Source organism: Streptomyces sp. NPDC059455 (assembly GCF_042750115.1).
In the GTDB taxonomy this organism is placed as follows: domain Bacteria; phylum Actinomycetota; class Actinomycetes; order Streptomycetales; family Streptomycetaceae; genus Streptomyces; species Streptomyces endocoffeicus.
In genome coordinates, this window is record NZ_JBHYVB010000245.1 from 1 (window position 1) to 13,394 (window position 13,394).

The 13,394-nt window shown below is 69.3% G+C and carries 8 protein-coding genes; 4 read left to right on the plus strand and 4 right to left on the minus strand.

Annotated elements, in window-relative coordinates; genetic code table 11:
- Positions 1–101: 101 nt before the first annotated feature.
- The 4 genes from ACFXB5_RS46870 to metH all read right to left on the minus strand — a co-directional run bounded on the left by ACFXB5_RS46870 (position 102) and on the right by metH (position 8,049).
- A complete protein-coding gene (locus ACFXB5_RS46870) occupies positions 102–1,697 on the minus strand; it encodes an ABC transporter substrate-binding protein (RefSeq protein WP_385220357.1) in 1,596 nt (531 codons plus the stop codon).
- Positions 1,698–1,748: 51 nt separating this feature from the next.
- Positions 1,749–3,347, minus strand: coding sequence for an ABC transporter substrate-binding protein (locus tag ACFXB5_RS46875; protein ID WP_385220360.1), 1,599 nt, complete (start codon positions 3,345–3,347; stop codon positions 1,749–1,751).
- Between the two features lie 338 nt (positions 3,348–3,685).
- Positions 3,686–4,387: an HAD family hydrolase gene (locus ACFXB5_RS46880; RefSeq protein ID WP_385220363.1), complete on the minus strand. Its 702-nt coding sequence runs from the start codon at positions 4,385–4,387 to the stop codon at positions 3,686–3,688.
- Between the two features lie 158 nt (positions 4,388–4,545).
- On the minus strand, positions 4,546–8,049 hold the full coding sequence (gene metH, locus ACFXB5_RS46885; protein WP_385220366.1) for a methionine synthase: 3,504 nt from the start codon (positions 8,047–8,049) through the stop codon (positions 4,546–4,548).
- A 237-nt stretch (positions 8,050–8,286) separates the two neighbouring features.
- On the opposite strand from metH, the gene ACFXB5_RS46890 reads away from it, so the two are divergent.
- The 4 genes from ACFXB5_RS46890 to ACFXB5_RS46905 all read left to right on the plus strand — a co-directional run bounded on the left by ACFXB5_RS46890 (position 8,287) and on the right by ACFXB5_RS46905 (position 13,319).
- The gene (locus tag ACFXB5_RS46890) at positions 8,287–9,051 is read left to right on the plus strand and encodes an IclR family transcriptional regulator (protein WP_385220369.1); all 765 of its coding nucleotides are present in this window, start codon (positions 8,287–8,289) and stop codon (positions 9,049–9,051) included.
- Positions 9,052–9,326: 275 nt separating this feature from the next.
- Positions 9,327–10,121 carry an MIP/aquaporin family protein gene (locus ACFXB5_RS46895; RefSeq protein WP_385220372.1) on the plus strand — a complete coding sequence of 265 codons (795 nt, stop codon included), beginning with the start codon at positions 9,327–9,329 and terminating at the stop codon, positions 10,119–10,121.
- A 33-nt stretch (positions 10,122–10,154) separates the two neighbouring features.
- On the plus strand, positions 10,155–11,702 hold the full coding sequence (gene glpK / locus ACFXB5_RS46900) for a glycerol kinase GlpK (RefSeq protein WP_385220375.1): 1,548 nt from the start codon (positions 10,155–10,157) through the stop codon (positions 11,700–11,702).
- A gap of 3 nt (positions 11,703–11,705) precedes the next feature.
- Entirely contained in the window at positions 11,706–13,319 is a 1,614-nt protein-coding gene (locus tag ACFXB5_RS46905; RefSeq protein ID WP_201853914.1) for a glycerol-3-phosphate dehydrogenase/oxidase, read from the plus strand.
- Positions 13,320–13,394 lie beyond the last annotated feature (75 nt).

Genomic DNA, 13,394 nt, shown 5'->3' on the forward strand with positions numbered 1-13,394 from the left:
TTTTGGGGGGGTGTCGCGGCGCGGGGGTGTGGTGTGCTCGGTCGGGGGGGGGGGGGGGGGGGGGCGGTGGGGTCCCGCCCCCCCCCCCCCCCGTCAGCCCGTCAGCCGTTGGACGACTTGCCGATCTCCCAGAAGCGGAAGACCGTCGAGGAGTCGAGGGTCCACTGCAGCCCGGTGATGTCGTCCTGGGCCACCGCGTACTGCTTGCCCTGCCACAGCGGGAGCATCGGCACCTCGTCGGCGATGATGTCCTGGATCCGCTGGAAGTCGCCGACCGTGGCCTCGCGGCTGGGCTGCTCGGCGGTGGCGGGGATGAGCTGCGCGGTCAGCCGCGGCGAGGTGTAGTGGTTGGCCAGGACATTGCCGGCGCCGAAGAACGGGGCGACGAAGTTGTCCGGGTCCGGGTAGTCGGGCACCCAGCCCTTCACATAGACGCCGTACTTCCCGCCGGCCACGCCCTTCTCGTACGTGGCGACGTCCGCGCTCTTCACATCGACGTCGAACAGCCCGCTGGCGTTGAGCTGCTCGGCGATCCGGCGCAGGCCCGGGACGGTGCCGGGGCCGTAGCGGATCGGGGTGCCCCACAGGGTCAGCTTGACCTTGCCGCTGATCCCCTCGTCCCGCAGCGCCTGCTTGGCCTTCCCGGGCTGCGGGCGGTCGCCGTACTTGTCGTAGAAGGCGGTGTTGTGGCCGGTGATACCGGCCGGGACCACCGAGTACAGCGGTTCGGCGGTGCGCTTGTAGACGTCCCGCACCAGGGTGGAGCGGTCGATGAGGTACGCCATGGCCTTGCGCACTCCGAGCTTGCCCGCCACCGGGTCCTTCATGTTGAAGACCAGGTGCTGGACCTCGGCGCCGGTGCCCTCGACCACGTTCAGGCTCTTGCCGCCGCCGAGGCTCTGCGCCTGGAGGTCGGCGAGGTCGCGCATGGCCAGCCCGCGATAGGCGAGGTCCACATCGCCCTTCTGCACGGCGGACTTCAGCCGCGCCTGCCCGCCGTGGAAGAACTTCAGGGTCAGCCCGGAGTTCTTCGGCTTGGCGGGCCCCTGGTAGCCGCCGTTGACGGAGAAGTCCGCCTTGTCCTTGGTGAAGGAGTCCAGCTTGTAGACGCCGGAGCCGACCGCCTTGTGGTCCGTGCGCAGCTTGTCGGCCGGGTACTCCTGGTGGTCCACGATGGAGCCGGCACCGGAGGCGATCTTCTGCGGGAAGGTCGCGTCGGAGTCCTTCAGATGGAAGACGACGGTCCGCTTGTCCGGGGCGTCAATGCTCCCGATGGAGGTGAGCATCAGCGCCGGACCGTTCGGGTCATTGATCCGCTTGGTGCGCTCGAAGGAGTACTTGACGTCCTCTGAGGTGAGCGGATGGCCGTTGGAGAACTTCAGGCCGTCCTTGAGCGTGCAGGAGTAGACCCGGCTGGTGTTGTCCTTGAAGGAGCACTTCTCCGCCGCCTCCGGCTGCGGTGTGGTGCTGCCCTTCGGGAAGCTCAGCAGCGACTGGAAGACGTTGTTGAACAGCAGCCAGGAGCCCGGGTCGTAGCCGGACGCCGGGTCGGTGGCGAGCACCTCGTCCGACATCCCCATGGCCACGTGCTCGCCGCTGCCCGCCGCGTCCCCGTCCTCACTGCCGCAGCCGGTGAGCAGGGCGGCGGCCAGCCCCGCCCCGAGGGGAGCTGCCAGCCACTGATCACGTTTCCTCAAGGTATTCCTCACACACTCGACGTCTTCGTATCCGACCCCCGTAAGTCGTTCTCAGTCTCCCTTACCGAGCTCCCACAGCTGGAGCATGGTCGAGGAGTCGAAGGCGTACTCGGCGCCCGTCACGTTCCCCCGGGCGGCCACGTACGTGTTGCCCTGCCACAGCGGAAGGTAGGGCACATCGCTGGCGACGGCGTTCTGGATGGACTGGTAGTCCTTGTCGGCGAGGCTGCGCTGGGCCTCCTGCCGGGTCTTGGGGATCAGCTCGTCCTGGATGGTCTTGTTGCGGTAGGGCGAGTTGAGGAAGTTGTCCTTGGTGAGGAACGGCGCGGTGTAGCTGTCGGGGTCCGGGAAGTCGGGGAGCCAGCCCATCCCGGAGGCGGAGAACTGGCGCTTGACGAGCGCGGGGCGGAAGTCCCGCCACGGGTAGCCCTTGATCGTCACGGAGAACAGCCCGCTGCCGTTGAGCTGCTTGCGCAGCTCCTTGAACTCCCCGGCCGTCTCCGGGCCGTAGTGGTCGGTGGTGTAGGTCAGCGTCAGCTTCACCGGGGTGTCGATACCGGCCTGGTTCAGCACGCGCCGGGCCTCATCGGGATCCGGGTCGCCGTACTCGTTGTGGAACGAGTTGATGTGCGAGGAGATGCTGGTGGGGATCATCGAGTAGAGGGGCTCGGCGGTCCGCTTGTACACATCGCGCACCAGCGCCTGGCGGTCCACGAGATGGGCGATGGCCTGCCGGACCGCCTTGTTCTTCACCGTCGGGTTGGAGGTGTTGAAGACCAGGTAGCGGATGCCCTGGCCGGAGGACTCGAAGAGGCGGACGCCCTTGATCTCGCCCTTGTTGAGCCGGTCGATCTGCTCGGGCGAGAAGCCGCGGTGGACCACGTCGATGTCGCCCTTGACCAGCGCCTTCTCCATGGTCGACGCGGAGTCGTAGAACCGCATCTCCACCTTGCCGGCCTTCGGCTGGACATCGCCCTGGTAGTGGGAGTTCTTGCTGAAGACGACCTTCGTCAGCCGGTTGTCGCGCACCTCGGTCTTGGCGCTGTACGGGCCCGAGCCGGTCATCTCGAAGCCGTTGCGCAGCGCGTCGGGCTTGTAGACCTCGCTGTCCAGGATCGCGGCGGCCGGGGTGGTGAGCTTCGACGGGAAGGTCGCGTCCGGCTGCGAGAGATGGATGACGATCTCGCGGTCGCTGGGAGTTTCGATCTTGTCCACGTTGGACAGCAAGGACTTGGTGCCGTTGGGGTCGTCGATGCGCAGCACCCGCTCGAGGGAGAACTTGACGTCCTTCGAGGTGAGGTCGTGGCCGTTGGAGAACTTCAGCCCACTGCGCAGCGTGCAGCGGTACTGCTCGCTCTGTCTGTCCTGGAAGCCGCATTTCTCGGCCGCGTCGGGTATCGGCTCGGTTCCTGACCGGGGCAGCCGCATCAGCGTCTGGAAGGCGTTGTGCAGCACGCTCCAGGACGCGAAGTCGTAGGCCAGGGCGGGGTCCAGCGGCGCGGGCGCCGCCTTCGACGCCTCTATACGGTCCGTGCTGCCCAGGACGAGCGTCTTGCCGTCCGAGCCCGAGCCGTCGGTACCACCGCACGCGGCGAGCGTGGAGATCAGGAGGCCGGCCACAGCCGGCAGCACCAGCGACTTGCGCGTCATTGTCGGGAGTCTCCCTGCCATCGATCAACTACTCGCGACGAGATTAGTCCGAGGCGCCAGTGATACTCAGACACAACGAAGTTGAGGCGATATCACGCCCCGATAACGAGCGATCATCGACCGATATCCGGACGCGGTGGCGATTCGTACGCCATGCCACCAATCCGGACACAAGGGCTCACCCAAATCGCACCAGACGGGACGCGCGACAGCCAACCACCGCACGCGTCTACGGCATATGCAGTGATAAACATCACGCTCCGTTGTCGCCAACGGAACGTGAAAAGTCCGCCCGCGCTATTCAGTTTGTAATTTACAGGAATACGCTCGGTGCGCGATCAGTGCACCGCCGTGACCAGAGTGCGCAGGAAATCGAGATCGACTTCTTCGAGCGAGCCGATGACCGTACGCCCCGCCGCGGGCTCGATCGGCACCACGGACGGCACCGCGACCACCCGGCACCCGGCCGCCTCCGCGGCCCGTACGCCCGTGTCGGTGTCCTCGATGACCACGCACCGCCCCGGCTCGGCGGCCAGCCCGGCCGCGGCGAGCAGATAGGGGTCCGGATGCGGCTTGGTCCGCTCGACCTCGTCGCCCGCGACCGTCAGGGCGAAGTGCTCCGGGCCGAGCGAGCGCAGGACGCGGTCCATCACCCGCCGGTGGGAGGCGGAGACCAGGGCGGTGGGGATGGAGTGCGCGGCCAGCTCGGTGAGCAACCGGTGGGCGCCGGGCAGCATCGGCACACTGCCGTCGATCAGCTCGGTGAAGCGGCTGTTGAGCAGGCCGGTGAGCTCGGCGAGGGCGATCTCGGCGCCGGTGGCCTCGATCAGGAACTGGGCGCTGCGCGACATCGGACCGCCCACCACGACCTGGCGGTACTCCTCGGCGAGGGCGTGCCCGAGTTCGGCGAAAATGGAGACCTCCGCGTCCCACCAGATGCCCTCGGTGTCGACCAGGGTGCCGTCCATGTCGAGCAGAACGGCTTGCAGAGCCGAGCCTTCGGCCGTACGGGTGTCGACGGCGGGGATGCTGCTGGTCATCCAAACACCTCCGGATAAGGGGCACGAAGGCCGGCCCCCTTCCGCTGACGGGAAGGCGACCGGCCTCTACCGGATCGACCAGTCTACGTCGCGCCGTGCCGACGCGCCCGGTGAGCACCAAGGCGGTCACAGGAGGCCGCCGGAGGGCTACCGCGCGTCTACCGCGCGTTGAAGTACTTCGCCTCCGGGTGGTGGATCACGATGGCGTCCGTGGACTGCTCGGGGTGGAGCTGGAACTCCTCCGACAGCTTCACCCCGATCCGCTCCGGCTCGAGCAGATCGGCGATCTTCGCGCGGTCCTCCAGGTCGGGGCAGGCGCCGTAGCCCAGCGAGAAGCGCGCGCCGCGGTACCTCAGCGCGAACATGTCCTCGATGTCACCGGGGTCCTCCCCGGCGAAGCCCAGCTCGCCGCGGACCCGGGCGTGCCAGTACTCGGCCAGCGCCTCCGCCAGCTGGACGGACAGGCCGTGCAGCTCCAGGTAGTCGCGGTAGGAGTCGGCGGCGAACAGCTCGGCGGTGGCCTCGCCGATCTTCGAGCCGACGGTGACCACCTGAAGGCCGACCACGTCCGTCTCGCCGGACTCCTCCGGGCGGAAGAAGTCGGCCAGGCACAGCCTGCGGCCGCGGCGCTGGCGCGGGAAGGTGAAGCGGGTGCGCTCGCTGCCGTCCTCGTTCAGCAGGACCAGGTCGTCGCCCTTGGAGACACAGGGGAAGTAGCCGTAGACGACGGCCGCCTCGAGCAGGTTCTCGGTGTGCAGCTTGTCGAGCCAGCCGCGCAGCCGCGGACGGCCCTCGGACTCCACCAGCTCCTGGTAGCTCGGCCCGTCGCCGGTACGGGCCTCCTTGAGCCCCCACTGGCCCTTGAACAGCGCGCCCTCGTCCAGCCAGGACGCGTAGTCGACCTGCTGGATGCCCTTGACCACACGGGTGCCCCAGAAGGGCGGGGTGGGCACCGGGTTGTCGGTGGCCACGTCGGACCGGGACGGGCCCTCCGGCTCCGGCTCGGTCACGGACACGTCCCGCTTGGGCACCCGGCGCTGCTTGAGCTCGGGGAGCGTGGCGCCGGGGACACCGCGCTTGACGGCGATCAGGGCGTCCATGAGCCGCAGCCCCTCGAAGGCGTCGCGGGCGTAGCGCACCTCGCCCTCGTAGATCTCGTGGAGGTCCTGCTCGACGTAGGCGCGGGTGAGCGCGGCGCCGCCGAGGATGACGGGGAACCGGGCGGCCAGCTTGCGCTGGTTGAGCTCCTCCAGGTTCTCCTTCATGATCACCGTGGACTTCACCAGCAGCCCGGACATGCCGATCACATCGGCGCGGTGCTCCTCGGCGGCCTCCAGGATCGCGGAGACCGGCTGCTTGATGCCCAGGTTGACGACGTTGTAGCCGTTGTTGGACAGGATGATGTCCACGAGGTTCTTACCGATGTCATGGACGTCGCCGCGGACGGTGGCGAGCACGATGGTGCCCTTGCCCTCGTCGTCCGACTTCTCCATGTGCGGCTCCAGATGGGCGACCGCGGTCTTCATGACCTCGGCGGACTGGAGGACGAACGGCAGCTGCATCTGGCCGGAGCCGAACAGCTCGCCGACCACCTTCATGCCGTCCAGCAGCGTCTCGTTGACGATGTCGAGGGCGGGGCGCTCCTGGAGGGCCTCGTCGAGGTCGGCCTCCAGGCCGTTGCGCTCGCCGTCGATGATGCGGTGCTTGAGGCGCTCCTCCAGGGGCAGCGCGGCCAGTTCCTCGGCCCTGCCCGCCTTGAGGGACTTGGCGGTGGCGCCCTCGAAGAGCCCCATCAGCTTCTGGAGCGGGTCATAGCCCTCGGCGCGGCGGTCGTAGATCAGGTCCAGGGCGGTCTGGACCTGCTCCTCCTCGAACCGCGCGATCGGCAGGATCTTGGAGGCGTGCACGATCGCCGAGTCCAGGCCCGCCTTGACACATTCGTCGAGGAAGACGGAGTTGAGCACGATGCGGGCGGCCGGGTTGAGGCCGAAGGAGATGTTGGACAGGCCCAGCGTGGTCTGGACGTCCGGGTGGCGCCGCTTGAGCTCGCGGATCGCCTCGATGGTGGCGATGCCGTCCTTACGGGACTCCTCCTGACCGGTGCAGATGGTGAAGGTCAGGGTGTCGATGAGGATGTCCGACTCGTGGATGCCCCAGTTGCCGGTCAGGTCGGCGATCAGCCGCTGGGCGATCTCGACCTTCTTCTCCGGTGTGCGGGCCTGGCCCTCCTCGTCGATGGTCAGCGCGATGAGGGCGGCGCCGTGCTCCTGGGCCAGCCGGGTGACCTTGGCGAACCGCGACTCGGGGCCGTCCCCGTCCTCGTAGTTGACGGAGTTGATGACCGCGCGTCCGCCGAGCTTCTCCAGCCCGGCCCGGATGACGTCGACCTCGGTGGAGTCCAGGACGATGGGGAGGGTGGAGGCGGTGGCGAACCGCCCGGCCAGCTCCTCCATGTCCGCGACGCCGTCCCGGCCCACGTAGTCCACGCACAGGTCGAGCAGATGGGCGCCCTCGCGGATCTGCTCGCGGGCCAGCTCCACGCAGTCGTCCCAGCGGGCCTCCAGCATGGCCTCGCGGAACTTCTTGGAGCCGTTGGCGTTGGTGCGCTCGCCGATGGCCAGGTACGAGGTGTCCTGGCGGAACGGCACGGTCTGGTAGAGCGAGGCGGCGCCGGGCTCGGGGCGCGGGGTGCGCTCGGTGGGGGTCAGCTCGCGGACCCGCTCGACGACCTGGCGCAGATGCTCGGGCGTGGTGCCGCAGCAGCCGCCGACCAGGGAGAGCCCGTACTCGCGGACGAACGTCTCCTGGGCGTCGGCCAGCTCGCCGGGGGTGAGGGGGTAGTGGGCGCCGTCCTTGCCCAGCACCGGGAGGCCGGCGTTGGGCATGCAGGACAGCGGGATCCGGGAGTGGCGGGCCAAGTGGCGCAGATGCTCGCTCATCTCGGCGGGGCCGGTGGCGCAGTTGAGGCCGATCATGTCGATGCCGAGCGGCTCGAGGGCGGTGAGCGCCGCGCCGATCTCGGAGCCGAGCAGCATGGTGCCGGTGGTCTCGACGGTGACCGAGCAGATCACCGGGAGGTTGGCACCGGTGGCGTCGAGGGCGCGGCGGGCGCCGATGATCGAGGCCTTGGTCTGCAGCAGGTCCTGGGTGGTCTCCACCAGGAGGGCGTCCGCGCCGCCGGCGATCATGCCTTCGGCGTTGGCCTGGTAGGCGTCGCGGAGGGTGGTGTACGGGGCGTGGCCGAGGGTGGGCAGCTTGGTGCCGGGGCCCATGGAGCCGAGCACCCAGCGCTGCCGTCCGTCGGCGCCGAACTCGTCGGCGACCTCACGGGCGATCCGGGCGCCGGCCTCGGAGAGCTCGTGGACGCGGTCGGGGATGTCGTACTCGCCGAGCGCCGCGTGGTTGGCACCGAAGGTGTTGGTCTCGACGCAGTCCACGCCGACGGCGTAGTACGCCTCGTGGACCGAGCGGACGATGTCCGGGCGGGTGACGTTGAGGATCTCGTTGCAGCCCTCGAGCTGCTGGAAGTCGTCGAGACTGGGCTCCTGCGCCTGGAGCATCGTCCCCATCGCGCCGTCGGCGACCACCACGCGGGTGGCCAGCGCTTCGCGGAGCGCGTCGGCTCGGGCGGCGGATGTGGGCGTTGGCGTATGAGAGGCCATGGATGTGCTCCCTGGAGTGCGACGGCTGTCGGCTTTGCGCCCTCCCCTGGGGACGGCGCACCACGCCAGGGTAGCTGCCAGTGGTCATTTCACGATGGTCGTTCCATCAGCCGGGATGAGTACGGCCGATCGGCCCCCGGTGAGTCCGTCGATCGCCGACACGCAGCGTCAGGTACCACGCAGTCGGCATGGACCGATAGTGTTCAGCATTGTCGAACCGCAGTCAGGAGGTTGGCGATGGCCCGGAACATCCAGTCGTTGGAGCGCGCCGCCGCGATGCTACGCCTGCTCGCCGGTGGTGAGCGACGTCTGGGACTGTCCGACATCGCCTCCACCCTGGGGCTGGCCAAGGGCACCGCGCACGGCATATTGCGCACCCTCCAGCAGGAGGGCTTCGTGGAGCAGGACGAGGCGTCCGGCCGCTATCAGCTGGGCGCGGAGCTGCTGCGCCTGGGCAACAGCTATCTGGACGTCCACGAGCTGCGCGCCCGCGCCCTGGTGTGGACCGACGACCTGGCCCGCTCCAGCGGCGAGAGCGTGTACCTGGGCGTACTGCACCAGCAGGGCGTACTGATCGTCCACCATGTCTTCCGGCCGGACGACAGCCGCCAGGTGCTGGAGGTCGGCGCGATGCACCCGCTGCACTCCACGGCCCTGGGCAAGGTGCTCTCCGCCTACGACCCGGTCGCGCACAGCGAGGTGACCGAGGGCGACCGTAAGACGTTCACGCCCCGCACGGTGACCGGGGAGCGCGAGTTCGAGGGCGTGCTGGACCTGACCCGGGCGCGCGGCTGGGGCTGCGACGTGGAGGAGACCTGGGAGGGCGTGGCGTCCGTCGCGGCACCCATCCACGACCGCCGCCGGCTGCCCGTGGGCGCGGTGGGGATAACGGGCGCGGTCGAGCGGGTGTGCGAGGACGGGGAGCTGCGCTCCGAGCTCGTGGCCGCCGTACGGGACTGTGCGCGCGCCGTCTCCCGGGACCTGGGCGCCCTGCGTTTCTGAATCGCGCCAACGCGTGTGGATCTGCCCCCATGTCCCCGCATGACCCACTTCATCACGGTTTCACATACGCGCGATTTTTCCTTCACACGACCCTTGACGGGGTCTTCAGTGTGAAGAAAACTGCCGTTCATCGGTCGGCATTGTCGAACACCTGACGACAATATTCGCTATGGTGGACTCGCCGCGGGCCGACCAACGCCCTCCCACGAGGGCGCGGACCACCGGATAGACCCGGGGGTTCGCCTTCCCCTGGACGAAGGACAAAGGAGTCGCGGGTGTCCAGCTCCGACATCTTCATCGGCGAGACCATCGGTACCGCCGTTCTCATTCTGCTCGGCTGCGGTGTCGTCGCCGGCGTTGTCTTGAAGCAATCCAAGGCGTTCGAGGCCGGGTGGGTCGCCATCACCCTCGGGTGGGGCTTCGCCGTGCTCACCGGCGCCTATATCTCCGCACCGCTCTCGGGGGCGCATCTGAACCCGGCGGTGACGGTCGGCCTCGCCATCGAGGGCGGCGTCGAGTGGAACAAGGTGCCCATCTACTTCCTCGGGCAGATGCTCGGCGCCGTGATCGGCGCGTCGCTGGTGTGGCTCGCCTACCTCGGCCACTTCCACGCCCATCTCACCGACCGCGAGATCGTCGGCGGCCCGGGCGCCCAGGACACGGTGGCGGCGGACAAGCAGCAGGCCACCGACGCCGGCCCGGTGCTCGGCATCTTCTCCACCGGCCCCGAGATCCGGAACATCGGCCAGAACCTGGCCACCGAGATCATCGCCACGGCCGTGCTGGTGCTCGCCATCCTCACTCAGGGGCTCAACGGCGACGGCAAGGGCCTCGGCGTCATCGGCGTCATGATCACCGCCTTCGTGGTGGTCGGCATCGGCCTCTCGCTCGGCGGCCCGACCGGTTACGCCATCAACCCGGCGCGTGACCTCGGCCCCCGGATCGCCCACGCCCTCCTGCCGCTGCCCAACAAGGGCGGCTCGGACTGGGGCTATGCCTGGATCCCGGTCGTCGGCCCGCTCATCGGCGGCGCCATCGCCGGCGGGATCTACGAGATCGCCTTCGCCTAGTCCACCCCACCACCCGCAGGAGAGCAGCAGATCATGACCGACACCCACACCACCAGCGCCTCGTCCCACGGCCAGGGACCGTTCATCGCGGCCATCGACCAGGGCACCACCTCCAGCCGCTGCATCGTCTTCGACCGCGACGGCCGCATCGTCTCGGTGGACCAGAAGGAACACGAGCAGATCTTCCCCAAGCCCGGCTGGGTGGAGCACAACGCCACCGAGATCTGGGAGAACGTCAAGGAGGTGGTCGCCGGCGCCATCGCCAAGGCCGAGATCACCGCCGTCGACGTCAAGGCGATCGGCATCACCAACCAGCGCGAGACCACCGTGCTGTGGGACCGCAGGACCGGTGAGCCGGTGCACAACGCCATCGTCTGGCAGGACACCCGCACCGACGCCCTCTGCCGCGAGCTCGGCCGCAACGTCGGCCAGGACCGCTTCCGCCGCGAGACCGGCCTCCCGCTGGCCTCCTACTTCGCCGGCCCCAAGATCCGCTGGCTGCTCGACAACGTCGAGGGGCTGCGCGAGCGGGCCGAGGCGGGCGACATCCTCTTCGGCACCATGGACTCCTGGGTCATCTGGAACCTGACCGGCGGCGTCAACGGCGGTGTGCACGTCACCGACGTCACCAACGCCTCCCGCACCCTCCTGATGAACCTGCACACCCTGGACTGGGACGAGAAGATCCTGACCTCGATGGACATCCCGGCCGCCGTGCTGCCGCGGATACGCTCCTCCGCCGAGGTCTACGGGCACACGGCCGAGGGCGTCCTGGCGGGCGTGCCGGTCGCCTCCGCGCTCGGCGACCAGCAGGCGGCCCTGTTCGGCCAGACCTGTTACTCCGAGGGCGAGGCCAAGTCCACCTACGGCACCGGCACCTTCCTGCTGATGAACACCGGCGAGAAGCCGGTCAACTCCTACAACGGGCTGCTGACCACCGTCGGCTACCGGATCGGCGACGAGAAGCCGGTCTACGCCCTGGAGGGCTCGATCGCGGTCACCGGTTCGCTGGTGCAGTGGATGCGGGACCAGATGGGTCTGATCAACAGCGCCGCCGAGATCGAGACCCTCGCGAGCTCGGTCGAGGACAACGGCGGCGCGTACTTCGTACCCGCCTTCTCGGGCCTGTTCGCCCCGTACTGGCGGTCCGACGCGCGCGGTGTGATCGCGGGCCTGACCCGCTACGTCACCAAGGCGCACATCGCCCGTGCCGTGCTCGAGGCGACCGCCTGGCAGACCCGCGAGATCGTCGACGCGATGACCAAGGACTCCGGGGTCGAGCTCACCTCGCTCAAGGTCGACGGCGGTATGACCTCCAACAACCTCCTGATGCAGACCCTCTCGGACGCCCTGGACGCACCCGTGGTGCGCCCGATGGTCGCCGAGACCACCTGCCTCGGCGCCGCCTACGCCGCCGGTCTCGCCGTCGGCTTCTGGCCGGACACCGACGCCCTGCGCGCGAACTGGCGCCGGGCGGCCGAATGGACCCCCCGAATGGACGCGGACGTCCGCGACCGCGAGTACAAGAGCTGGCTCAAGGCCGTGCAGCGGACCATGAGCTGGATCGAAGACGAGGAGTAATCAATGACCACCCTGCAGAGCGTTCCGTCCTCCCTCGGAACGCACCCGGCTGCCGGTTCGAACCCGAGCCGAGCCGAAACCCGGGAACAGCTCTCCAAGGCGACGTACGACCTCCTGGTGATCGGCGGCGGCATCCTGGGCATCACCACTGCCTGGCACGCCGCGCAGTCCGGGCTGCGGGTGGCGATGGTGGACGCCGGTGACTTCGCCGGTGCCACCTCCTCGGCCTCCTCCAAGCTGCTCCACGGCGGCCTGCGCTACCTTCAGACGGGCGCGGTCAAGCTGGTCGCCGAGAACCACTTCGAGCGGCGCGCGGTCTCCCGTACCGTCGCCCCGCACCTGTCCAACCCCCTCACCTTCTACCTGCCGGTCTACAAGGGCGGTCCGCACGGCGCGGCCAAGCTGGGCGCGGGCGTCTTCGCCTACTCGGCGCTCTCGGCCTTCCGTGACGGCGTGGGCCATGTGATCGGCGCCGAGCGGGCCGCGCGCGACGTCCCCGAACTGCGCACCGAGGGCCTCAAGGCGGTCGCGGTCTACGGCGACGGCCAGATGAACGACAGCCGCATGGCCCTGATGACGGTCCGGGCGGCCGTGGAGGCGGGCGCCACCGTCCTCAACCACGCCGAGGTCGTCGGCCTGCGCAAGAACGACGGCCGGGTCGCCGGCGCCGAGCTCAGGGACCGCACCGACGGCACCGAGTTCGGGGTCGGCGCCCGTCTGGTGCTCAACGCCACCGGCCCCTGGGTGGACCATCTGCGCCGGATGGAGGACCCGGGCGCGGCGCCGTCGATCCGGCTGTCCAAGGGCGCGCACCTGGTCCTCAAGCGCACCTCCCCCTGGCGGGCGGCGCTGGCCACCCCGATCGACAAGTACCGCATCACCTTCGCCCTCCCCTGGGAGGACATGCTGCTGCTGGGCACCACGGACGAGGAGTTCGAGGGCGACCCGGCCGATGTCGCGGTCAACGAGGCGGACATCTCCCAGATCCTGGACGAGGCCGCCTTCTCCATCCGCGACCAGCAGCTCTCCCGCGATCTGATCACCTACTCCTTCGCGGGTCTGCGGGTGCTGCCCGGCGGGCCGGGCGACACCGCCAAGGCCAAGCGGGAGACCGTGGTCACCGAGGGCAAGGGCGGGATGCTCTCCATAGCCGGCGGCAAGTGGACCACCTTCCGCCACATCGGCCGCACCGTGATGCAGAAGCTGGCCGAGCTGCCGGGCCGTCCGCTCGCCGACGACATGGAGCCGGTCAAGCTGCTGCCCCGGCACATGCCGCTGCCGGGCCTGGCCAATCCGCACGCCGTCGAGCACCGGCTGCTGGTGGACGGCGGCACCCCCGGCCCGCGCATGGCCGCCGACACCGCCCGCCATCTGGCGACCCACTACGGCTCGCTCTCCTTCGACATCGCCCGGCTGGCCGCCGGCGACCCGGCGCTCGCCGAGCGCGTCCACCCGGACGCCCCGGAGATCTGGGCGCAGGTCGTCTACGCCCGGGACTACGAGTGGGCGCGCACGGCGGACGACGTGCTGCGCCGCCGCACCACCCTGACCATCCGCGGCCTGGACTCCGAGGACATCCGGAGCCGGGTCGAGGATCTGCTGGCCAAGCGACCCTGACCCCCGCGGGGCCGCCTTCCCAGGTCCGGGGGGGCCGGGGAGTGGGAACGGGTCCGCCCCCCGCCCCCCGGGCTG

What these genes read in the sequence shown, in the direction of transcription:
- ACFXB5_RS46875 (WP_385220360.1), bottom strand. Translation starts at nt 3,347, where the DNA reads ATGACGCGCAAGTCGCTGGTGCTGCCGGCTGTGGCCGGCCTCCTGATC.
- ACFXB5_RS46880 (WP_385220363.1), bottom strand. Translation starts at nt 4,387, where the DNA reads ATGACCAGCAGCATCCCCGCCGTCGACACCCGTACGGCCGAAGGCTCG.
- metH (WP_385220366.1), bottom strand. Translation starts at nt 8,049, where the DNA reads ATGGCCTCTCATACGCCAACGCCCACATCCGCCGCCCGAGCCGACGCG.
- ACFXB5_RS46890 (WP_385220369.1), top strand. Translation starts at nt 8,287, where the DNA reads ATGGCCCGGAACATCCAGTCGTTGGAGCGCGCCGCCGCGATGCTACGC.
- glpK (WP_385220375.1), top strand. Translation starts at nt 10,155, where the DNA reads ATGACCGACACCCACACCACCAGCGCCTCGTCCCACGGCCAGGGACCG.
- ACFXB5_RS46905 (WP_201853914.1), top strand. Translation starts at nt 11,706, where the DNA reads ATGACCACCCTGCAGAGCGTTCCGTCCTCCCTCGGAACGCACCCGGCT.